Annotated in this window: 18 protein-coding genes; 5 read left to right on the top strand and 13 right to left on the bottom strand. The window is 45.4% G+C overall.

Annotation, left to right across the window (positions count from 1 at the left end):
• Window positions 1-14: 14 nt before the first annotated feature.
• The 6 genes from B3V51_RS10060 to recG all read right to left on the bottom strand — a co-directional run bounded on the left by B3V51_RS10060 (window position 15) and on the right by recG (window position 9,645).
• A complete protein-coding gene (locus B3V51_RS10060; protein ID WP_071002731.1) occupies window positions 15-1,007 on the bottom strand; it encodes a DUF1852 domain-containing protein in 993 nt (330 codons plus the stop codon).
• A gap of 264 nt (window positions 1,008-1,271) precedes the next feature.
• Window positions 1,272-1,790, bottom strand: a complete 519-nt coding sequence (locus B3V51_RS10055; protein WP_286708350.1) for a hypothetical protein — start codon at window positions 1,788-1,790, stop codon at window positions 1,272-1,274.
• Window positions 1,791-1,992: 202 nt separating this feature from the next.
• On the bottom strand, window positions 1,993-5,082 hold the full coding sequence (locus tag B3V51_RS10050) for an efflux RND transporter permease subunit (protein ID WP_286708349.1): 3,090 nt from the start codon (window positions 5,080-5,082) through the stop codon (window positions 1,993-1,995).
• Window positions 5,079-6,434, bottom strand: a complete 1,356-nt coding sequence (locus tag B3V51_RS10045) for an efflux RND transporter periplasmic adaptor subunit (RefSeq protein WP_083328910.1) — start codon at window positions 6,432-6,434, stop codon at window positions 5,079-5,081. Before B3V51_RS10045 ends, B3V51_RS10050 begins: the two co-directional genes overlap by 4 nt.
• A 102-nt stretch (window positions 6,435-6,536) precedes the next feature.
• Entirely contained in the window at window positions 6,537-7,220 is a 684-nt protein-coding gene (locus B3V51_RS10040; RefSeq protein ID WP_071002728.1) for a TetR/AcrR family transcriptional regulator, read from the bottom strand.
• Window positions 7,221-7,293: 73 nt separating this feature from the next.
• Complete coding sequence (gene recG, locus B3V51_RS10035) at window positions 7,294-9,645, bottom strand: ATP-dependent DNA helicase RecG (protein ID WP_093070065.1); 2,352 nt, start codon at window positions 9,643-9,645, stop codon at window positions 7,294-7,296.
• A 301-nt stretch (window positions 9,646-9,946) separates the two neighbouring features.
• Between recG and B3V51_RS10030 the strand changes: the two genes are divergently transcribed.
• Window positions 9,947-10,933: a patatin-like phospholipase family protein gene (locus B3V51_RS10030; protein WP_093070063.1), complete on the top strand. Its 987-nt coding sequence runs from the start codon at window positions 9,947-9,949 to the stop codon at window positions 10,931-10,933.
• 140 nt (window positions 10,934-11,073) lie between these two features.
• Here the strand turns inward: B3V51_RS10030 and B3V51_RS10025 are convergent, their stop codons facing one another.
• Window positions 11,074-11,661: a hypothetical protein gene (locus B3V51_RS10025; protein ID WP_058025061.1), complete on the bottom strand. Its 588-nt coding sequence runs from the start codon at window positions 11,659-11,661 to the stop codon at window positions 11,074-11,076.
• A gap of 341 nt (window positions 11,662-12,002) precedes the next feature.
• Here B3V51_RS10025 and argA point away from each other — a divergent pair, with 341 nt between their 5' ends.
• Window positions 12,003-13,325 (top strand): amino-acid N-acetyltransferase, encoded by a 1,323-nt coding sequence (gene argA / locus B3V51_RS10020; RefSeq protein WP_071002725.1) that lies wholly within the window; start codon window positions 12,003-12,005, stop codon window positions 13,323-13,325.
• Window positions 13,326-13,419: 94 nt separating this feature from the next.
• On the opposite strand, the gene B3V51_RS10015 is transcribed toward argA, so the two are convergent.
• Window positions 13,420-14,151 carry an FKBP-type peptidyl-prolyl cis-trans isomerase gene (locus tag B3V51_RS10015; RefSeq protein WP_058025059.1) on the bottom strand — a complete coding sequence of 244 codons (732 nt, stop codon included), beginning with the start codon at window positions 14,149-14,151 and terminating at the stop codon, window positions 13,420-13,422.
• Window positions 14,152-14,621: 470 nt separating this feature from the next.
• Here B3V51_RS10015 and B3V51_RS10010 point away from each other — a divergent pair, with 470 nt between their 5' ends.
• Window positions 14,622-16,292 (top strand): mechanosensitive ion channel, encoded by a 1,671-nt coding sequence (locus tag B3V51_RS10010; RefSeq protein ID WP_286708348.1) that lies wholly within the window; start codon window positions 14,622-14,624, stop codon window positions 16,290-16,292.
• A gap of 137 nt (window positions 16,293-16,429) precedes the next feature.
• On the opposite strand, the gene B3V51_RS10005 is transcribed toward B3V51_RS10010, so the two are convergent.
• On the bottom strand, window positions 16,430-17,869 hold the full coding sequence (locus tag B3V51_RS10005) for a hypothetical protein (protein WP_286708347.1): 1,440 nt from the start codon (window positions 17,867-17,869) through the stop codon (window positions 16,430-16,432).
• 294 nt (window positions 17,870-18,163) lie between these two features.
• On the opposite strand from B3V51_RS10005, the gene B3V51_RS10000 reads away from it, so the two are divergent.
• A complete protein-coding gene (locus B3V51_RS10000) occupies window positions 18,164-18,946 on the top strand; it encodes an SDR family NAD(P)-dependent oxidoreductase (RefSeq protein WP_093070056.1) in 783 nt (260 codons plus the stop codon).
• 18 nt (window positions 18,947-18,964) lie between these two features.
• Here B3V51_RS10000 and B3V51_RS09995 read toward each other — a convergent pair whose 3' ends face one another.
• The 3 genes from B3V51_RS09995 to B3V51_RS09985 form a co-directional block, all read right to left on the bottom strand.
• Entirely contained in the window at window positions 18,965-19,666 is a 702-nt protein-coding gene (locus B3V51_RS09995; protein WP_093070053.1) for a lysophospholipid acyltransferase family protein, read from the bottom strand.
• 167 nt (window positions 19,667-19,833) lie between these two features.
• Window positions 19,834-21,723, bottom strand: a complete 1,890-nt coding sequence (parE, locus tag B3V51_RS09990) for a DNA topoisomerase IV subunit B (RefSeq protein ID WP_186474995.1) — start codon at window positions 21,721-21,723, stop codon at window positions 19,834-19,836.
• A 110-nt stretch (window positions 21,724-21,833) separates the two neighbouring features.
• Complete coding sequence (locus tag B3V51_RS09985) at window positions 21,834-22,487, bottom strand: YqiA/YcfP family alpha/beta fold hydrolase (protein ID WP_186474996.1); 654 nt, start codon at window positions 22,485-22,487, stop codon at window positions 21,834-21,836.
• A 188-nt stretch (window positions 22,488-22,675) separates the two neighbouring features.
• Between B3V51_RS09985 and B3V51_RS09980 the strand changes: the two genes are divergently transcribed.
• The gene (locus B3V51_RS09980) at window positions 22,676-22,936 is read left to right on the top strand and encodes a DUF1289 domain-containing protein (RefSeq protein WP_071002718.1); all 261 of its coding nucleotides are present in this window, start codon (window positions 22,676-22,678) and stop codon (window positions 22,934-22,936) included.
• A gap of 166 nt (window positions 22,937-23,102) precedes the next feature.
• On the opposite strand, the gene B3V51_RS09975 is transcribed toward B3V51_RS09980, so the two are convergent.
• On the bottom strand, window positions 23,103-23,600 hold the full coding sequence (locus B3V51_RS09975; RefSeq protein ID WP_186474997.1) for a hypothetical protein: 498 nt from the start codon (window positions 23,598-23,600) through the stop codon (window positions 23,103-23,105).
• Window positions 23,601-23,749: the final 149 nt, after the last annotated feature.

Here is a 23,749-nt window from a genome sequence, read left to right as displayed (position 1 = left end):
TATATTTGGATTTTTTAAGCGACGTTCTTGTTTACAGCGTAATTGGCTGCCCATGCTTCAAGAATATCTTGGTAAGGCTTGATAAAATGCGTTTCGGTAAATTTGCCTTGTTTGACCGCCATTTGGCTACGCTCTTCACGGTCATAGACAATCTGCGTGAGCGAATAGTCTTGGTATTTTAGGCTTGGCTGATAGACCTGACCTGCCGTTGAATTGGCGTTATAAATCTCAGGACGATAAATCTTTTGGAACGTCTCCATCGTGCTGATTGCGCTGATCAGCTCAAGATCGGTATAGTCGCTGGTCAAATCACCCGCAAAATAAAACGCTAATGGTGCAGCGCTGCCCTCAGGCTTAAAGTAACGTACGACTAGGCCCATCTTATGAAAATAATCATCGGTCAATGAGTACTCATCTTGCTTGTATTCTACGCCCAATACTGGATGCTGATTGGCAGTACGATAATAGGTCTTGCTGGTTGAGACACTCAAGCAAATCACAGGCTGTTTGTTAAAGTGGGCTTTGTAGGCCTCTGAGTTCAATAAATATTGAAACAATTTGCCGTGTAAGTCGCCAAAGTCGTCAGGCGCTTTGGTATTTGGATGCTTATTAAAATGCTCCAGTAGCACCACGCTAAAATCATAATCGCGCACGTAAGATGAGAAACTGTTGCCAATCATGCCATCGATGCGCTTGTTTTCTTTATGGTCCACGATGGTGGTTTGTAGCATCTCAATCACAGGGAACGCATCGCCATTGCCCTCGATATCCATGTTGGCAGACACAATGTCGACTTCGACCGAATAACGATCGGCATTGGGGTTGTCCCAATGTGCCAGCGCGTTAAAGCGGTTATTAATCATGGTCAACGCTTTACGCAGATTGTCTTCACGCTGCTCGCCGCGCGCCAGATTGGCAAAATTGGTCGTCATGCGCGTGCTGCTGGCAGGCTGATAGTTTTCATCAAAACGAATGTGCTTGATTGAGCATGCAAAAGGCTTAGTCATGGTGATTCCTACCCTACAAATTGAGATAACACTAAATGTCTGTATGAGTATATTAAACCAAACCTTTAACATGAATAAAAACGATATAAACTTGTTATAAGATGAATTTTATTCATTTTAAGAAAATGACCTGCTTGTTTTTTTTGAATAAAGTACATCTCTATATATAAGAAACCCCAAGATAACAGCACTGCTATCTTGAGGCTTAAGTCTTTACGTATGAAAACGCTCAAATATATCGGTCACTAAAAACCTTGCTCTTCGCTACACCCCAAACCCACAGGTAAGGCTGTTATCTTTTTTATCAAAGGTTAAATGCTTGTAGCCCTCGCCCGTCACTTGATAGCCACTACTGTCGTTTTTGGTTACGGTGTTAATATCATGTTTATCAACAGGCAGCGTGAATTCACTGCGTAGCGACTGTGGGTTATTGGCAAAATACAGCTTCAAATGCGACCATTCAAAACCGCTGAGATATTCAATTTTTGAGAGCTGTTTACCAAAGGCGGTCGCGTTATTTAGCGTGTAAGTGGTGATGGTTTCGTCCAAATGCTCCAGTTGCTCCTCATCAGACGAATTGTAAGGTTTGATACGTGTATCGGTATCAATAATGGACTGCTGATACGTTATGGGCAAGCTGCTGGTTGTCGGGTTAGGATAATCACAGCCTTTTTGCATGGATTTGAGATATGGGGTCCAGTCGGTACTGGCTGCCTGCCGCGTTGCAAAACTGGTTAGTGATAAGGCGGCGACCATACTGAAAATGATGGCGGTTAGCTTCATGAGTGCCTCCTAACGACAAATCATAAGATATTGTTTGATAATGTCATTACTATAACGCATTGATATATCAGACAATTAAACGATAAGTAAAAAGGCATACACATTCTATAACAGTTTGGTTGTGAGATGTATCAAAAAACCCCATTCGTGGTAGTCACGTATGGGGTGCATGATCATCATGATGACTGTATATTGCAGTATGTTAAATATGTGGGCTTCTCTTCTTCCCATGTGGCACCAGCCATTTGGCAAACCATCCTGACACATCATCCATCAACGTATAAACAACTGGAATGACCACCAGACTGAGTAGCGTTGAGGTGACCAGACCGCCCAATACGGCGGCCGCCATCGGTCGCCTAAACGTAGGATCGGCATCACCCCAACCAAAGACCAGTGGCAACATGCCTGCACCCATCGCAATGGTGGTCATGATGATAGGCCGCGCACGCTTGCGACAGGCATCCATAATGGCCTCAAAACGCGCGAGCCCGCGGCGCTGAGCAATCAACGCGTAATCGACGAGTAGGATTGAGTTTTTGGTTGCGATACCCATGAGCATAATAAAACCAATCATCGACGGCATCGACAGACTACTATTGGTAATGACCAAACCCACAAACGCGCCGCCTATCGACAACGGCAGTGCCATCAAAATGGTAAATGGCTGCAATAAACGGCCAAACAGCAAGATCAGCACGCCTAAGATACAGACCACACCCACCGACATCGCAATGATAAACCCACTAAACAGCTCCGCCATATTTTCGGCTTGACCTTGATCAATGATGGTAATCGAAGGCGGTAATTGCTGCATCGTTGGCACGGATTTGACCGCTTGTACTAGATCACCTAGCTCGCCATCTGCTGGTTGCACTGTGATGCTAATCGCACGCTCCCGATCCAGCCTGCTAATCTGCGCAGGCCCTGTCCCAAAATCGAGCGCTGCGACTTCGCCCACCCGTACCCCTTGCCCTGCAGGCATGGTACTCGGCACATATAAGCCTTCTAACTGACTGACGTTTTGCTTGGCGACATCGGGTAGACGCACCACGATAGGAATCTGACGCGTATCAAGATTGAGCTTAGACAAGCGCTGCTCATAGTCGCCAACAGTCGCCACACGCAATGTGGTCGCAATGTCTTGCGTCGTCACCCCTTTGTCAGCCATTGCCAGTCTATCAGGTGTTACCGTCAGCTCTTGACGCGGCAGGCTACGGTCACTGGTCACTGCGCCGGCGCTGGGCAGCGCTCGGATTTCAGTCATAATCTGCTGGGCGGTCTGCTCTAGCACCTCTGGATTGGTACTGGTCAAAGAAAAGTTATAGCCCGTCTCGCCGCCGCTCGATAGACCAACGGTAAAGCGTGCGCCAGGTACCTCCGCGAGCAGATGACTGATTTTGCGCTCAATCTCTTGCTTAGAGATACGCTCTGCTCGCGGCGCAAGGACGATATCTAGCCCTGCAATATTTTCGGCTTTGCCGCCAGAGCTGGGCTCCATAGCAGCTTGCGCCTCCCCTACCGAGGTAAAAATATTCGTCACCTCAGGCATGGCCAAGATACGCTCACTGGCCATCGCTGCCACGCGCTCGGTATCTTCGAGCGCCACATCTGGCGTCAGCTCAATCTCAACACGCGTCTGATCGATATCATTGTCAGGAATAAAGGAAGTTGGTAGCAACTTCACCAGCATCAATGAAGCGACAAACAGCACCAAAGTTGCGCCAATGGTGATCCAGCGTTGTCGTAAGGTCCATGAAACAATCTTAAGATACCAATCCATCAGCGCGCTTTGTTTTTCCACGCGATTTTTTTCTGGCCGCAGTACGTAAGCTGCCATCATCGGCGTGATCAGTCGCGCTACCATCAAGGACGCAAATATCGATAAAGCCGCTGTCCAGCCAAACTGACGGAAGAACTGCCCAACAATACCGCCCATAAAGGCCGTCGGCAAAAACACAGCAATCAAGGTAAAGGTAGTAGCAACGACTGCCAGACCAATCTCATCAGCCGCTTCCATCGCCGCCTCATAAGGTGTCTTGCCCATACGCAGATGACGAATGATATTTTCGACCTCTACGATGGCATCATCGACCAACACCCCAATCACCAATGACAATGCCAATAAAGAAATAATATTGAGACTAAAGCCAAACAGATACATACCCAAAAAGGTAGGAATAACGGACAATGGCAACGCCACAGCTGCGACAATGGTCGCACGGATATTGCGCAAAAATAAAAACACCACCACGACGGCCAATAGTCCACCTTCTATCAGCATACGCAGTGATGCTTGATAATCCTCGGCAATAGGGGTGGCTCGATCATAGACTTTTTCGATGCTGATATTACCCGTATCGGCCGCCAGTTTGGCAAGCTCGGCATCGACGCGCTCCATGACCTCGACCTCACTGGCACCGCGCGAGCGGGTGATGTTAAACGCCACCACCGTCTGCCCATCGAGCTTAGCAATCGAACTTGGGTCAGCAGCACCATCGGTGATTTGCGCCATACGTCCAAGCGCTTGCGTGCCACCTGTCGGCACGGCCACTTGTAGGTCGTTTAATTCGCTTGCGCGCTCGACCGCCCCAAGCACGCGAATGGTTTGCGTGGTTTTACCGACCTCGGCTTCACCACCTGAGCTGTCCTGCTGAATCCCAGCGATTTGCTGCGATAGCTGAGAGATAGGAAACTTTAAACCACTGAGCGCAATCGGGTCCGCTGCCACGGTGATCTCACGCTGCAGGCCACCGATACGGCTAACGGTACTGACACCAGGGATATCAGATAACCGTTTGGTGACCGTATCATCAACGAACCAAGACAGATCTGCCACATTCATGTTTTCTGCGGCGACAGAATAAGTCACCACCGGAAACCCTGCGGTTGAGACCTTAGTAATAATCGGATCATTGGCCGCGGCTGGCAGATCCCCTCGCACCTCACCGACGGCTGAGCGCACATCATCGACCGCTTCTTGGATGTCTTTTTCTAGGACAAACTCAGTGACCATGGTGGCAGCGCCGGTTTGTAGGGTGGTGCGAATATGCTTGACACCTTCGATACTGGTCAGCTTATTTTCGACTTTTTTGGCAATGTCGTTTTCGAGCTGGGTAGGTGCCGCGCCAGGCAGGGTGACGGTCACTACCACGGCAGGCAAATCAATGTCAGGGAACTGCTGCACCTTCATTTGCATAAAGCCATAGATACCGCCCAACGTCAGCAGTACAAACAGCAAAATAGCGACCAACGGATTTCTAATCGAATAAGCAGATACATTTAGGCTCATGAGCGCGCCTGCGAAGCTGTATCAGCGTTATTATTGGATTGATTAAGACCATCGACGATGCGCACCAAATCGCCATCGTTTAAAAAACTACCGCCTTGCTTGACGATTTGACTGTCGCTCGGCAATGGCTCTGTGACCGCCACACTATCGCCGAGACGCTCACCCAAACTCACACGCTGCTGCTTGATACGGCCTGTTTTTTGCGCTGCGTGGTTGGTGCGAATTTGTGTGACCATCATCACATAGTCATAGCCATCATTGCTGACCACCGCACTGTTAGGAACGGTTTGGGTGTTGCTGCTACCCAATAAAAACTCACCCGTTTGATACATGCCAGCGCGTACTTTTGCGTTGGCCGCTAGGCTAGCATAGATGGTGATTTGGCGATTATTATCTGCCGTCGGTGCGATACGGTTCACCTGTCCCATCACACTATCATCACCGGGTAGAGCGACTCGTACAGGTGTACCAATATTGATATCGCCGACAAGCTTTGGATCGATATCTGCGCGCCATTCTAATTCCCCGCCTTTTATGATGGTAAATAGCGGTTCACCGCCTGCGACCATGCCGACGACCATGCCGACCTCCACCATTTTATCACTGATGACGCCGCTGACTGGCGCAACTACTGTGGCATTATCAAGGGTCAAACGCTGATTGCTTAAACGGGCTTTGGATGCTTGCAAAGCTGCGCGGGCACGTACCTCAGAAGTACGGTAGCGATCGGCTTCTTGTTTACTAATGGCGTCAATATCGATGAGTGGCAATACGCGGGCCGCATCGGCGCTGGCGTTGGCAAGTGTGGCTTCTGCCTCTGCCACATCTGCCTCAGCTTGCAGCACTTGCTGCTCCATCGCATCGGTATCAAACATTGCGAGCACTTGCCCCGCTCTCACGCGGTCGCCCTCTTCGACCAATACACGCTCGATGGCCACACCACTGACTTTTGCACTGACACTAGCGATATCTTTGGCGTTGATGGTGCCATCAGCGCTAAGTGTGCGACCGATATCATCTTGGCTTGGGCTAACGGTTTCTACTGACAAAACAGACTGCTCCATACTCGCAGTGCTATCAGCTTCATTGCCACCTGCCACACCACTAGAGGCGACTGGCTCCTCTCGTAACTCGTCTGCACTACCGCCCCAATACTTACCTAGCACAAACCCAATCACCAGCACCGCAATCAATGCAGGTATGAGCAACGGGGGTAGTTTTGCAGATTTATTGGTAGAGGTAGCCTCAGCTTGACGATACGGGGGTAGCTCAGCGTGTTGAGGTGTCTCAATATTGGTTTGCTGTCCGCTAGTCGGTTCTTGCTTATTATCAGGGTCTTTAAAGTCACTCATAGTCGGTCTCTATAAATACGGATAATAATAAAAGCAGCGCTTAAACGCTCACTTAAACCATTACTCAAAAACAATTACTGGACAGCCACTAGTCAGAACAGCTTATGAATTAGTGGTTAGTGCGCTATTTCTTTGTAGCAAGCTCATTGCGAGATTTTTTGCAAACGATTTAAGCTGTTGTTGTAACTCTGGTTGCTCATAAACCGACCCGCCAAGCGTGGCTTGTTGTAGTGACGAGTCTGTAAACATACCGATGGTAAAATAAAGCAAGGTGAACAGGCGCAATGGCTTAGTATGATCGTCAGTTGGACCAAGAAATGTAGACAGATAGCCTTGAAACCGCGCCAATACTTGAATGTCATGTTCAAACAAAGTCACCATTTCTGGGTTATTTTGTACTGAGATATTCTGTGACGCTAGCTTAGCAATCGCTGGATTCTCAATCAGTAAATCCAAAGTTTTATCGATCCACTGCTCTAACGCTTGGGCGGGCTCAAGTGTACTATCTGCAATCGCGGCTTCTGTTTGAGACACAAAAGCCAACAGCTGACGAGCATGCATTCTACATACCGCTTCATACAGCGACCGTTTGCTTTGCCAGTGAAAGTGAATGGTGGAAATATTCTTGCCAGAAGCCTTGGCAATATCTCGAGTAGTAACCGCTTTAAAGCCTTTAGCCGAAAACAGCGCTTCGGCGCATCGTAAAATAGAGGCGGCGCTACTACTAGGTTCAGATTCGACTCGATCAAGCGCGGTTTCAAAGTCAATTTCAGATAATTTTGTCATGGGTCATTATTAATCAATCAATTGATTGAGTCAAACGTTTTAGATATCCAAACGGTATATAATAATAGCCCTTTTAAGCATTGGTATAACGACTCGCCTCAGGCATCCAGCGGTGAATCAGTTGGCTGACATCCGCTTTTCTGGTAGGGTCTGCAATCAAGTGCTTGGCCAAACGCTGCGCAATCGCAAATAACTGCTCATCACGGATAAGATCGGCCAAACAATAGCCAATATTGCCTGTCTGACGTTTACCGAGCAGTTCACCCGGCCCGCGCAGCTCTAAGTCTTTTTGAGCGATAACAAAACCATCGGTGCTATCACGTAGCACGTTCAAACGCTCTGTGCCTGTTTCTGATAACGGTTTTTGGTATAACAACACACAAAAGCTCTTGGTTGAGCCGCGCCCGACGCGCCCGCGAAGCTGATGCAATTGTGAAAGCCCTAGACGCTCCGCATTTTCGATCACCATGAGTGAGGCATTGGGTACATCGACCCCCACCTCAATCACGGTTGTGGCAATTAACAAATCCAAATCACCCGCCTTGAACGCCTGCATGATGGCTTGTTTATCCGCAGACTTCATTTTGCCGTGTACTAAGCCAATGCGAATGTCTAAGCGCTCATTTAAATCTTCATACGTGGCTTCAGCTGCTTGTGCATCGAGCACGCTAGACGCCTCGACTAAGGAGCACACCCAATAAGCTTGCCTGCCTGCCTCGCAATTCACGGCAATACGTTCGATCACCTCATCGCGGCGATTGCGATCGATGGTCACCGTGGTAATGGGGGTACGCCCTGGCGGCAACTCATCAATAATGGAGGTGTCCATATCGCCATAAACGCTCATGGCAAGCGTTCGCGGAATCGGGGTAGCGGTCATGATTAGCTGATGCGGTGTGCTATTGGCCACGCCTTTATTGGTCAATGCCATACGCTGCTCAACGCCAAATCGATGCTGCTCATCAATGATCACGAGCCCTAGCTTGGCAAACTGTACTTGCTCTTGAAACAAGGCATGCGTACCAACGACAATTTGTACCGTGTTTTCCGCAACCGCTTCCAATGCTTCGCGGCGCTGTTTGGCAGTTTGCTTACCCGCAAGCCAACCCACACCGATACCTAGCGGCTCAAACCATTGCTTAAAGTTCACGAGGTGCTGCTCTGCTAAAATCTCAGTCGGCGCCATGACTGCCACCTGCCAACCACTATCAAGCGCATAACCCGCCGCTCCTGCTGCAACCAACGTCTTGCCAGCGCCCACATCACCTTGTACCAGTCGTAGCATTGGGATAGAGGTTGCCATATCAGTCGTGATGTCTTTCATCACTCGTTTTTGTGCACCTGTTAGATCAAACGGCAATGCACCAAACAGCTTATCAGCTAGCGGACTGTGGGTCGTACATTTGGGTGCTTTGTGCTGATGCAGCTGCTGACGACGGTACAACAAGCTGAGCTGATGGGCGGTTAACTCTTCGATAATCAAGCGCTGACAGGCAGCATGAGTACGCGCCGTCAGTTGGGTCAACAGCTTATATTGCTGACTTGCGTTGGTATAAGTCGGCGGTGTATGCAGCAGTACTAGCGCTTCAAATATCGTTAAGTTATAAACATTGCTATGAGCGATGCGAGCAGCTGCGCTATGGCTATCATTATTGACGTCATAAATGGACGTAGTAGGCCTATTCACACTATTACCAATCACATGATCAGGCACACTTCGCGCCAATGTCGAAAAAATATCTTCTGGAAACTCTGTCTCTAGCAGTACAGATTTGGCTGGCTCAAAAGGTACTAATGGTAAGTCAGCCACGACGGCAAAATCCTCCTTCGTAAACAACGTCATCGGTAGACCCTGACTACGAACTGTTTGCAGGGCCAGTTTGATCAAAGTCCGTAGCTTATTTTGGTGTAAGCCTTTCACACTAGGATAAATGGGCTGTAGACCCGTATCAGTCGTAGCTATATTATCTGTGATAACTTGATATTCAGGATGGTGTATTTGTTTGCCGTAACGACTGACTTTGACTTCACCAAACAGCTGTAATCGCGTCCCCACATTCATGGTCTGCGCAAGGCCGCGATAGACTTTAAAAAACCGCAAAGCTATGGTGCCCGTATCATCATCCACAGTTACGGTCATGCCGCTACGTTTAGTATCGACATGGACCACACGTCCGGTAATCATAGCCGACTGTCCGTGCGCCACTTCTGCGATTGATACCAGTCGACTGCGATCTTCATAATCACGCGGCAAATGCAGTAGCAAATCAAATATCCGCTTGATATTCAATTGTGCCAATTGCTCAGCTACCTTTGTCCCAACACCTGCCAACGCTGTCACTGGCATATCTAACGCCGAGAGTGGCAAGTCAGACCTTATATGGTCTGCTGAATTGGCTGAAGAAACATTCATCGATACTGGCATCAAAGATCCTAACAAGGTTATTTATTATTTTTATCTATGTCATCGGCTGTTTTAAATATAACTCACCTAAGAAAGATTGTCATAAAATGACCCGTAAAAACAGCAAAATATAAATATCGATTCATCTCATTATAGCTGAACAGTCAATGACTTATGCTAAGCTATTCCGTCATGACTGCAAAACCCTTTAAGACAACTTGTTTACATCTATTATATAAATAGTAGCTGTCTTATTTTCTACAACATGGTTTTTCTGCATCATGGTTTTTATAAACCACGGTCATTTTATAAGGTGTTTTTTATGTCAGACTCTGCTCTATATCGACCGTCTCATCAAGGTTTAAGTATATTACGTCTTAGCATGTTTGCCGTAGCTGGGTTATGCGTCAGTGCTTGCAGTACCCTAACACCCACTGCTCAAACACCTAAAACGCCAGAGCCTATCGTGGAGTTACCTAGCGTCGCATTGGTCTTGGGTGGCGGCGGTGCCAAAGGGTTTGCCCACGTGGGTGTGATAAAGGCATTGGAAGAGAATGGCATCAAACCTACCCTGATCGTCGGCACGAGTGTCGGCAGTTTAATCGGTAGCCTGTATGCCAGTGGATACACGCCGTTACAGCTTGAGCAGTTGGCACTGACCACCACCGATAGCCAGTTGACGGACTTTACGTTGTCTAATCAAGGCTTTGTCGAAGGCATCAAACTCAAAAACTTTGTGAATGAAAAAGTTCGCGGACAAGTCATAGAAGACTTTCCAATTGCCTTTGCCGCCGTTGCAGCAGAAAAAAACACCCTAAAAAAAGCCGTCTTTACCACAGGTAACGCAGGGCTTGCTGTCCAAGCATCCTGTAGCGTGCCCAATATTTTTATTGCCCCACGTATTCCAGAAAAAGTCGGCAAAAAATATATTGACGGTGGCGTGGTCAGCCTCGTACCCGTTGACAGCGCACGCGACTTGGGCGCTGATATTGTTATTGCTGTTGATGTGACTGCCGCTCAAGTTAATGGGCCTACTGATAATAGAGCGTTAACCATCAGCTCATTAAGCGACTTTTGGGGCTTTCTCGAAACCAATATCGTATCCCCTACCAATCGCTCCCCATCAATAAGCCGCGAACGAGATCGCGCGGACATTGTCATTACGCCTAATGTCGGTCGTAATAGCTCAATAGATACCAGGCAGCGTCGTGCGCTGATAAAAGCAGGTGCACAAGCCACGACGCCAAAAATTAACGCCATCAAACAGCTGATTCGAGAGAAATCTACTAGCAAATATGCGACGCTTTAATTAACTTTATTGCGTACTCATCACAAGAGTTAAGCGACATTAAATCCAATGCATAAAAAAGCACCACGGTTATAAACGGTGGTGCTTTATCAATAATAAACATCATTATCTGACGAACTTTTACTATAAAAGTCTTAGCGTTACTTTACGCGCGCGCGATATTTCACTGCAACGGTGTCGTTCAAACCGACACCTTCAAGATCCCAACGAACCGCTTTATAGTATTTTAGTGCCACATCTTGTAGTTGATTGTCTACCTTGGTACGTAGTGGCATACGGGCGAAGTTGTTGCCATCGACACTCCCATATGGGAACTCAGGTGCCACTGTACCAAGCAATTCTACTTGATCCGGAATACTCATGGTGACCGTCATCTTACGGACGCGATCGGCATTGGTGTTGGTAAAGTAGCCTTGATACTCCAATACGTTACCTGATTGCAAACGAGTATTTGTATCGACAGGGACGAGTACTTCTTGTCCATTGGCATCAACACTGACCAACGATGCTGTGATTTTACTATTAACCGCTTGGGCACTTGAGTTGCTGCTCGCATTTGTATTGGCTTGAACTGCCATTGAGCTATCAACTGCTTGCTCTGGTGTCGGCAGCATGGCAGATGCCTGCGTGACTACCATCGCACCGATGAGCGTACCGGCAACAACGTGAAATAAGCGATGACCGCTCCAAGCACTAAATGGGCTAGCAAATTGGTTACTTTTTTTCATAATTCTCATTATCCCTGATTGATATATCGGTAAAGCACAGATGGCAAAAACTGAGTTTTCTTAACACATAGTCAATAATTAAAAGAATCAGATTCATTATTTTTATTGATTATCTTCGTTCATTGACAGTAAAGCAATAGCGCTTAGCATAGCAAAAAGCATTTGTGGGTACATTAACCCCGTGTTGAGGTTGTGTATATCACCGATGGGCAATAAAAAGACCTCAACACAGCTGAAATAAAAGATAGCTCATAACCGCGTTTTTTGCTATGGTAAATCTTTAGCGTTAGGCATTTTTTTGCTACGCCCTTTTTCTTATTCTAACGACTACTGCTCCCATTATGACTACTAGTTCCATGCCACAGATTAACCCTGAATACGTCCATTGGTTCCGTAACTCTGCCCCATACATTAATACGCATCGCGGTAAGACTTTCGTGATTATGTTTGGCGGTGAAGCGGTCAATCATCCTAACTTCAGCACGCTGATTCATGACTTTGCCTTGCTCCATAGTTTGGGTATCAAGCTGGTACTGGTACACGGGGCGCGACCGCAGATCGAAAAAAACCTAAAAGACGACAATATTGAATCTCCGCTGCATCAAGACATTCGTATCACGCCGCGTGCCGCAATGCCCGCTATCCTGCAAGCGGTTGGCGCAATTCGCTTACAGATCGAAGCACAGCTGTCGATGGGACTGGCCAATTCGCCGATGTACGGCTCACGTATTGACGCCATCTCAGGCAATTTTGTCACGGCGCGCCCTTATGGCATTCGTGAAGGCATTGATTATCAAATGACGGGTGAAGTGCGCTCTATTGACGTTGAGGCCATCAAAAACAACCTACTGCATGACCACATCGTGATATTGGGCTCGATGGGCTACTCTGCGACAGGTGAAGTGTTCAATTTGCTCGCTGAAGACGTTGCACTTAGCGCCGCAGTAGAGCTGGGTGCTGATAAGCTGATATTTTTAGGCGAAGAAGCAGGTATCAATGATGGTGATCGTTTGCTACATGAGATGATTCCTAACGAAGTGGATCGCTTCTTACGTGACCGTGATTTGAACTGTGAAATCAATTATTTCTTGAACTGCGCAAGCTTGGCTTGCCGTCAAGGTGTCCATCGCACGCATATCATCTCCTATGCCAAAAACGGTGCATTATTAGAAGAATTATTCACTCGTGACGGTTCTGGTACGCTAATTAGCCATGATCCTTACGAAGAAATTCGCCGTGCCAATATCGATGACGTCGTTGGCCTTATCGAGCTGTTATCCCCTCTAGAAGAGCAAGGTATCTTAGTCAGCCGCTCACGTGAACGCTTAGAGCAAGAAATCGACAACTATAGCGTCATCGAACGTGATGGTATGATTTTGGGTTGTGCAGCCTTGCATACGCTAGACGCAGAGTCCGCAGAAGTCGCTTGTGTTGCCGTACGTCCTGAATATCGCAATGGTAGCCGCGGTGCTGATTTGCTCGCGTTTTTAGAGCAGCAAGCGCGCAGCCATGGTCTACATAAACTGTTTGTACTGACCACGCGTACCGCCCATTGGTTCGTTGAGCAAGGCTTTGCGGAAGTTGAGGCAAGTGCCTTACCAGCAGCACGTCTGGAGAAGTACCACAATGGTCGCAACTCTAAAGTCTTTCAAAAAAACCTATAATTTATAGACAAACTGATATAAAACCTCTGCGCATAAAAAAGCCTTCATAATCATTATGAAGGCTTTTTTTATAGATGAATGCTTCAGCCGCGCATTACTTTACTTTTAATAGCTCAACCGTAAAGATAAGCGTGCTATTTGGCTCGATACCAGCGTTACCCGCTTCGCCATAGGCGATGTCTGATGGGATATAGAACTCGTACTTGCCGCCCTCTTTCATCAACTGTAGACCTTCCGTCCAGCCAGCGATTACTTGGTTTAGTGGGAACTCAATTGGCTCACCACGCTCATATGAGCTGTCAAATACGGTACCATCGATCAATTTACCTTCGTAGTTCACTTCCACCACGTCAGTTGCTTTTGGCGATTTACCTGTACCTTCTTTCAATACTTTATATTGCAGGCCAGAATCCGTTTGCTTCACGCCTTCTTTTTTCGCATTTTCTGCTAAGAATGCTGTGCCAGCAGTTTTATTTTCTGTTGCTTTGGTTTGCATGTCTTTTGCGAACTGCTCTTCTTGCTCTTTTTGATACGTCATCAATACTTCTTGCATTTGCTCTTGGGTCAATGCTGAATCATTGCCTTCGTAACCATCACGGAAACCTTTTTCAAAAGTATCCAGGTTCAAATCTTTGACAGCTTCTTTATTGCCTTCTGCCATCATGAATCCTAAGCTATAGCCCACTTTTTCACTTGCTGAGCTTTGCTCTGTGATAGAAACGCTTTGAGCAGCTGTTTCTTGACTGCCGTTATTGGTGCTACAGCCTGTCATTAACAACATAGCACTAGCAAGGGCACTAATGCTTAAAGTAGTGATTTTTTTCATAGATTACTCTCTGATTGTAAGAATAGTGGCGAGATGTCACATTGCTCTATAATAACAAATCTTAGTTTTGGGAACCACGCTTTACATGAAATTATCGGGCGAATGTACAGTCTGTGTTAATATTTCCTATTATAATAACAAGTTATCACACAAATATAGTGGCAGGTAAAGCTTTCTATCTTTAAATCCATCAATACATAGGCTAAGCTAAATTAGGTAAGGAGATAAGTAATCGAATGTTGGTATTTATCATTGATATATGATTGTCAGTAGCAAAGCGATAACTAAAAACCAGCCTGATACTTTTGATAATTACTTTTATTCGAATATTCGAAAATGATAATATCTTCCCATAACTCAATTTAAAGACACTATTTATAATAAACTATCTGTATATTTGTCTCATTCAACAGTGATTGTAATAACAATACTTTTGAGTGTTACCTATAGAATGATTCAAGGAGGATAAGATGAACCCAATGTATACATCTTTTAACGGTTATCTTGGTGGGCCTATCGGTTCTATCATTGGCGCTATCTTGATATTTATCATTGGTTGGCTGGTCGCACTTGGTATCGCAGCACTTGTGCGCGGTGTCCTATCTAAAGTCAATCTTAATCAACGTATGAACTCTTCAACCGGTAAAACTTACGATCTTGAGGGAATTATCTCCAAGATTGTTTTTTGGTTTATTTTTATCATTGCTATTTCAGGGGCGCTTAACCAACTAAATTTAAACTCAATCTCGGCGCCATTTGCAAATATGGTTAATCAAGTATTGGCATTTATCCCTAACCTCGTCGGTGCGATCGCGCTTGGTGTAATTGGTTGGGTTATCGCCACTGTCGCACGCACTGCAATCAATGCGGCGCTTTCTAAAACGACAATGGACGAGCGTCTAAGCGCACAAGCAGGCGTAAAACCAATGAGCAGCACCATCGCTGATATGGTTTACTGGTTCATCTTATTGGTTGTTTTGACCATGGTACTCGGTCAGCTAGAGCTTGATGGTTTGTTTGCACCATTGACTAATATGGTCGACAAAATCTTCAGCTTTATCCCTAACATCCTAATCGCTGGTGTGGTCTTTGTTGTTGGTTATATCATTGCCAAAGTCGTACGCGGCATTGTGACCAATCTTGTTTCTACTTTTAATGTTCAAGAGTTAGCGACGAAAGCTGGCTTAAGTGAACAAAACAGCCTACCTAATATTGCCGGTTCGCTAGCATTTTTAGTGGTTATTATCCCAACGATTATTGCTGCTTTGAACGCATTAAAAATCGACGTTATTGCTCGCCCTGCGACCAATATGTTGAATAAAATCATGGAAGCATTGCCTAACATCTTCATGGCAGTGGCTATCTTATTTGTGACTTTTTATGTTGTACGTATGGTTGCAAATATCGTCAAAGGATTGCTTGAAAACACTCAAATCAATCAAATGCCTGCCAAAGTTGGCTTGCAAGAGACTATGGGTGACAAGAGAATCTCTGACTTAGTTGCTTATGCGATTATCTTCTTTGCTATGCTATTTGCTGCTATCGCAGCTGCTGATTTACTAGGTTTCGAGCCTATCTCAGCTATTATTACGATGTTTATCGCATTTGGCGCTAACATCATCTTAGGTGCGATTATCCTGTTCATCGGATTTTGGCTTGCCAATATTATTGCAGGTGTTGTTGAGCGTTCTGAACAAGGTTCACAATTCTTAGCAAACATTGTGCGTGTATTGATTATGGGCCTTGTACTTGCTATGGGTCTAAAAGCAATGGGTATTGCAGATTCAATCGTGAATCTAGCATTTGGTCTAACGCTAGGTGCCGTCGCCGTCGCCTTTGCCCTATCATTTGGTCTTGGTGGTCAAGAAGCAGCCGCACGTTTCCTACGTAAAATGCAAGATAAAATGGATCGTGAGCGCGACGAAGCAAAAGCAAAATCCACGCTGCAGCCAAGCTCATCAACGCAAGAAAAAGTTGCTGATTCAGTTCGTGACAACACACCTTCAGCTGCTAGCACGTCAACGACTGATTTGCGCACTGATGTGATTGACACTCCTCGCGTAGATACTGATACCAATGATATCTATAACAGTAATCAAATCCTTCCTGGTAATGATCTTAACGATGACATCAATAAATAAGTATCAATAATTACCTACTCTTAGATAAGAAAAAGACAGCCTAGGCTGTCTTTTTTTGTGAGTGTCAGTATAAGTTAGACTTACAGCAGCTTCTAGCAGAATACTCAGCTCGATTTTCAAAATATGTTACATGCTTATTATTTCTTTCGCGCTGGTATAGAAAGGCTTAGACGTACTTGAGGCAACTTGTCAGATTGAGGATGACTTTCAGAGTTTTGAGCAGTTTGCTTCTCTACCTCTTTCGTATTTTGATGCGACTTTTTGCTCTTTAATTGTTGTATTTGCTTGGTTAGCTGTCGCTCTCTTTGCGTCATCGCGTCCACTGACTGAATCCACACATCAATATCGATGAACGTTTCATTTGCCTCAGTAATAAAGTCGATACCGAGTACAACGATATGATGCAGCTCTGCTATTGGCAATCGAGTCGCAACATCCTGTGCAATTTTTGCTAGATTCGGTTGAATAACATTTTTGCTATTCTTTGCTTGAGCGTTTTGTCCATAGAATATCAGTACATAATGCCGCCCCAAGGTTTCGTAGGAATGCTGATGTACGATATAACCATCTTGTTGCAGCGTCTTACTTTGCTTAGGATGTCTATATAGCGTACGGATCAGCTCATGACGCGAAAATAAAGACTCATCTAATAGTTGCTGCTGCCAACGAAACCCCAACGGCTCAGTTGATGATTCTTGGTCATTACTAGATGTCTGCTTATCAGCATATGCTGCTATCATTTGTGTACTGAGCTGTGACCATAGCGTGGCTGCCTGCTGCATATGCTGTTGGTACATCTGCGCAGTCGTGCTCTGATTCTTATATGCAAGCGCCATGGCCACCAACGCTGGATTAGGTTTGTCCTGAATGTCGTACTTGATAAGTGCATTGTCTACTGTGATCGCAGGTGTGAATAAAGAGGCGCTTTGCAAAAATTCAGCGACTAGCATTTCTTCTGATACAAAACTTGGGACATGGCTGATAGCCGAATATTGTAGTTGCTCTAAGTGATAATTCAAAAACCGCCATAACTCACAGGGTGTCTGTACCGCAACCAGTATTAAGTGCCAGTCATGCCAGCTGAAGACTTGCAATTGCTGCCCGCCCTCACTCATGTCTACAACCAAGTCCTCCAAAAAATAACGAGCACCAAAAGCATGTTGCAAGTGATTTAATTGCTTGCTGTCCTGACTATCAGTATTTTTCTTATGACCATCTACTACATTATCAGTCAGCTGAATATCGAAAACCAAAATATCATGAGTCTGTGCAACATGTTCATTTTGAGACAATGAAGATTTATGCCATGCCAGCGCAGCTTTTATAGCAGTCATACGTGCTCGCTCAATATCAGCTGAGCTTGTACTCATTGGCAAGTATAATGTCAGTGCCAGCAGTTGCAGCTTGCCCGACGAGAGCTGGTAATGATACGAGCGTGCGCTATAGCGAGCATCATATTGCTGTTCAGTAGTCTGCATATCAGCCAGAGCGATGTCTACCGCTGCTGTCTGTAAGTAACAGGCCAGCTCACTAGCAAGGTAGCCCCCATCGGATATTATAGTAGACGAATGAGACACAGATTCTAGCCCTTTATAATCTTATGATATGTGATGAATGACATTTTGGCTGATTAAAATGGTGGCATATTTATAAACATAGTCATCAGCATTTCAACATTTTTACGAATGTAAAATTACGCTACATAAGCACTATCAGACGCAGTCGCTTTCAACGTAATGACTTGTTATGATGATATCAAAGCAGCAATGCTTGTGCGTAGATCTTATAATTATAAGCTGCGCTCACGTATCAATGTCAGGTACGTTTATCGAATTTTAATAAGCACTATATAATAACAAGGATTGAGCATTATGAAGCGTTTTAAAGAAAAAACCGTCATTGTCACTGGAGCCGGCTCAGGTATGGGACGCGCCACTGCTCTGCGTTTCGCTAATGAAGGCGCGACTGTGGTACTAGTGGGACGAACCTCTGAAACTTTAGAGGAGACCGCAAAACAGTTTCCAGAAGATCATACATGGATTCATACCGACAACTACATGACCATCACCTGTGATATTAGTGTACAAAGCCAAGTACAAGAAATGGTAAAACGAGTGATTGAGAGGTTTGAAAAGCTCGATATCGTCGTCAATAATGCGGGCAAAGGTATGGAAGGCAAAATAACGGACTTATCTAGTGAGGATTGGCACGCAGCTATTGATGTCAATTTAAATGGTACTTTTTATGTCTGTCAGGCTGCAATGCCGCATCTCATCAAGACACAAGGCAATATCGTCAATGTCTCATCGCTCTCAGGTATCGGCGGTGATTGGAACATGGCCGCTTACAACGCTGCCAAAGCAGGCGTCACCAACTTGACACGTACGTTAGCGATGGATCATGGCCCTGATGGTGTGCGCGTCAATGCGGTCAACCCTACCGCGACTAAGACCAACATGACCAAAGACATGCGAGAAGATCAAGAAAAGGTCGATAAATTTTTAGCACGCTGCCCTCTAGGACGCTTTGTGACTCCTGAAGATATCGCCGCCGCGATTACCTTTTTAGCCAGCGAAGATGCGGCGATGATTACTGGGGTAAATCTACCAGTTGATGGTGGTGTCAGCGCATCTAATGGGCAGCCTAATTTCTAAACCTGCTATACTCTACGATTATCCTTTAAAGAAGGCTTGATTAACATCTTGTAGCGGCTGTGAGAGCCGCTCAGGATGATAAGGCATTACCCCGCCGTACTGGGCATAAATCTTTGGCAAATCCTCTTCGATATTACCCGTCGGGTAAACCATCTCCAAAAATCGCACTTCTTTAGTATTATAATCTAACGCTACTGGTAAGATAGGTACATTGGCTCCTACTGCCAAGTAATAAAACCCAGTTTTCCAGCTGTCAGTATATTTGCGCGTGCCTTCAGGCGCTAAACCCAAAAACAAAGTCTTATTATTTTTAAACTTATCGATACTCGCTTGTAGCACTGAGCCTTTGGCTTCGCGATTAATAGGTATGATACCAAGCCAGCGCATGAGCTGCGCCAGCACTGGTATTTTGAACAGCGTATGCTTGCCCATAATACTGATTTTGAGATCCAGTGCAAACAAGCAAGGTAGCGCATATATCCCGTCGATGTTGGAGGTATGAGGGACAGCCAAGACCACCGCTTGTGAGATATTAGGGATAGAGCCTACGGTCTTCCAGCCCGCCGACTTCATCAGCATACGACCTATTTTAGGAGTCAGTTTACCGCCGCGCTTAGGGATTAAGTTGCCCAGATCTTTTTTATTAAGCTCAGGCAATACTTTAGAGCGTCTGTTCGCAGTAGGTTTAGCAGTGGGACTGGTTTTTGGGTTTGAGGACATAATAGCACTACACAATGAGAATACCCCATCATAGCATTAACCTGAGCGGACTAACTTATTATTTATATTTTGCTTTATCTGTATAGCTTGACTAGATTTTAGTCATAAAAAAGGGATAACGCTTAACGCTTATCCCTGTGTGAAAATCGTTTAAAAACTTTGTAACTCTATAACGCAATATCGGCTAAGTTACCTTTATTCTCAAGCCATGACTTGCGATCAGCGGCACGTTTTTTCGCGAGTAGCATATCCATGATGCCATTGGTCAGTACCATATCGTCCATATCAAGCTGCACCAAGCGGCGCGTATCGCGGCTCATCGTCGTCTCACGTAGCTGCTCAGCACTCATCTCACCCAGTCCTTTAAAGCGGGTGATTTGCGCTTTTTTATTGCCCGGTACCTTGGCTAATATATGCGCAAGCTCTGGCTCATCTAGCGCGTAATGCACCTCTTTACCCACATCGACACGGTATAACGGCGGCATGGCAACGAATAAATGACCGGCATCCACTAGCGCAGGGAAATGCTTCACAAATAACGCGCAGATCAGCGTCGCAATGTGCAGGCCATCAGAATCAGCATCTGCTAAGATACATATCTTGTCATAGCGCAGCTCGGACAGATCATCAGAGGCAGGATCCACACCGATCGCAATAGCAATATCATGAATCTCTTGGCTTGATAGTACCGTATCCGAAGAGACTTCCCATGTATTCAAAATCTTACCCCGCAGTGGCAATATCGCTTGATAGTGACGATCACGTGCTTGCTTAGCACTACCGCCTGCCGAGTCACCCTCTACTAGGAACAGCTCTGCGCCATCGCGCAAATCACCGCGACAATCCGCCAATTTTCCCGGTAACGCTGGTCCCTGAGTGATTTTCTTACGAGCGACTTTTTTGGCTGACTTTAGGCGACGTCCTGCTTTATTAATCGCCAATTCAGCAATCTGCGTGCCCATATCCGCATGTTGATTTAGCCACAAGCTAAAGGCATCTTTTGCCAAGGTCTGTACAGCGGCTGCAGCTTCGCGGCTAGAGAGACGTTCTTTGGTTTGACCAGAAAACTGCGGCTCAGAAAACTTCAGGGATAAGATATAGTTCACCCCATCCCACACATCTTCTGCGGTTAGCTTCACACTGCGTGGTAATAAATTATGAATATCACAAAACTCACGCAACGCTTCTAGGATACCTGTACGCAGTCCATTGACGTGGGTACCGCCCTGCGCTGTCGGAATCAGGTTGACATAGCTTTCTTGAATCGGTGTACCACCCTCAGGCAGCCAAGACAAGGCAAAGGTCACACCCGCACGTTCGCCCGCTTTTGCATCATAATTATAATAAAACGGTGCTTCAGGTAGTGTCTCAAGACCGTCTAGCTGCTCGCTTAGATACTCGACAACCCCATCGGTAAATTGCCAAACGACCTTTTCATCATTGATATCATCGGTGAACTCAATCGTTAGTCCCGCGGCCAAAACCGCTTTGGCTTTCAAGTTGTGCTTGAGCTGTTTAACATTAAATTTGGGCGTATCAAAAAAGCTACCATCTGCCCAGAAGTGCACTCTGGTACCACGTTTGCGTTTGTTTGAGCTGACTGATTCCGTCAACGGCGTCACGGCTGCGCCATTTTCGAACGCCATATCAAACTGGGTGCTATCACGCCATACCGTCACTTCGACGCGCGTAGATAGCGCATTGACGACAGAGATACCTACACCATGCAGACCGCCCGATACTTCATAATTAGAAGTCGAGAACTTACCACCCGCATGCAAACGGGTCAAAATCAACTCAATCCCTGATTGACCAAACTCAGGGTGAATATCGGTTGGCATACCGCGCCCATCATCTTCGACAGACAGCGACCCATCACTATGCAGCTGCACTTTGATGGTTTTGGCATAACCCGCCAACGCTTCATCCACCGAGTTATCAATGACCTCTTGCGCCAAATGGTTTGGTCGCGTAGTATCGGTATACATACCTGGGCGACGACGTACGGGTTCCAGCCCTTCTAAAACTTCTAACGATTGCGCATTATATTGACTCACAAATGCATCCTTAACTATTCATGTGCGTTTAACTCTATAAAACCATTATAACCAAAAACAGCGACGTTAAGGTCAATAGTCCATCGTTCACGTCATATAATGTCGTCTATCTAAGACCTTACTAACTCTCGTAGCATCTCTATCACCATCGGTAGCTGCTCACCAAAGTCACTAAAGCGATGGTCTCCTCCTGCTTGTACGGTTACTGATGCGCCCTGACTTTGATAAAAGGCCTGAGACAACTCAGCGTTTAATAGCTCATCACCTTGTTTCAGCAGTACAGCAACTTTATTGGGATAAATAACTTGAGATATCCGATGATCTGCAAACCATTGCAAATCTGACGGCGTAATACGCCAACCGCCTGCCGTCGTATGCAGGACTTTATTATCCGATGACTCATCACTACTATCTTGATTTGATGCTGAATTATCAGAAAAGCGCTGTAGCGTAACGTGAGGCTGCGTGCTAGGATTTAGCAGCAATGCAGGACAATCTATTTGATTACTGATTAAGGTAGAAAAATACCCACCCAATGAGCTACCGACCAATACCGTGTTGGACGATCCCGTCTGTTGGTCTTTGCTACTGCTTAGTTCTTCTACCAATGACAATAACTGCTCACGCACTTGCGCAGGTGATTTATTCAAATCAGGACGCAGTACATTGATATCAGGATGATACTGCTGGCAATATTTTTCTAACAGCAGCCCTTTAGTCGAGTTTGCATCGCTGTCCAGTCCATGGATATAAATCAGGTTCACGTATCATCTCACTTATTAATTTTGTTATGATTGTCTCATATAGACCAGTGACGCTAAGCATAGCACCCGATGCACAAAAATAATAACAATAAAACGGCACACTATTAGTCAATATTTGCGACATAATAATATGGTCATAATCGTCCGGTACCAGTCAAAGGAATGACGGTAATCGCAATGGAGTCGCCATGAATCAACAGTTTGAGCTGTTCGACATTGACAACCCTTGTATCGGTGTCTGTCAAAGCAATAAAAAAGGCTATTGCTTTGGATGCCTGCGCAGTCGAGCCGAGCGCCAACGATGGCATGATATGACGACAGAGCAGCAACGCGAGGTGCTAAGGCTTATCGCAGGACGTAAACTACGTATCGAGCTCATGCGGCTGCGTAAAAATGAGCAGCTAGGATTTGATTTTGAAGAAAAGTTTGAGATGGGTGAGTTGTTTTAGGAATTAGAATTGTGATAAATACATAACACTTCGAATTTTTCACGTAGAAAATTAATCTCTAAACTTATAAATATTGAGAAAATTATGTATACAATACAGCCGATGTATTCAATTACAGAAAATAGATAAAATTAATATGTGATAAGTATTGTAGAGTATAGGATTTTTAGGTTCTCTTCCACTGAAACTCAACACCTAACGTGCAGTCAACCTTACCTGGTGTACTTTTATGAGTAAGCCCTCCAGTCATAATTAGTCGCGATTTACTATTAGTTATATAAAGAAGTAATGTAATAGCATCTACATGTCGATTAGACTTTGGGACTGCTGTAGCAAGAAAGTACATATCCCTAATACGACCTTGAAGCACATACTGATCAATTTCTTCATCACCTCCTTTATGAGAATATATACCCTCAACAACATCACCACTTTGCTTAAGGGATAGCTTGATAAAACCATCACTATCTTTGAGGTCTTTAAGATTTACTCCCTTAAATTCGCATACCTCCCAGTCTCCATCAATTCTTACTCCTCTATATATTTTGTCGCCATACCAAGGCAAAACTTTTCTCCTAAAAAACTCACTAACTAATATAAATAAAGCTGTGGCAAAAAGGCTGCTACTAATTCCTACAACTAAAGAAACCAAAAAACTATCCATTTTTCATCCTTGATTTAAAAAAAACTATGTTTTATAGTTCAAAGCTTTTAAAAATAATTTTTATCAATTGAATAGTATAAGTCTATATCGTAAGCAAAGAAAAGCCCCTTGATACTAACGTATCAAGGGGCTAATCAGGAATAAGGAGC

Origin of the sequence: Psychrobacter sp. UBA2514, assembly GCF_002341255.1 — a bacterium.
GTDB lineage: Bacteria > Pseudomonadota > Gammaproteobacteria > Pseudomonadales > Moraxellaceae > Psychrobacter > Psychrobacter pacificensis.
The sequence above is the reverse complement of the archived record's forward strand: the minus strand, read 5'-3'. Positions and strand labels throughout refer to the sequence as shown.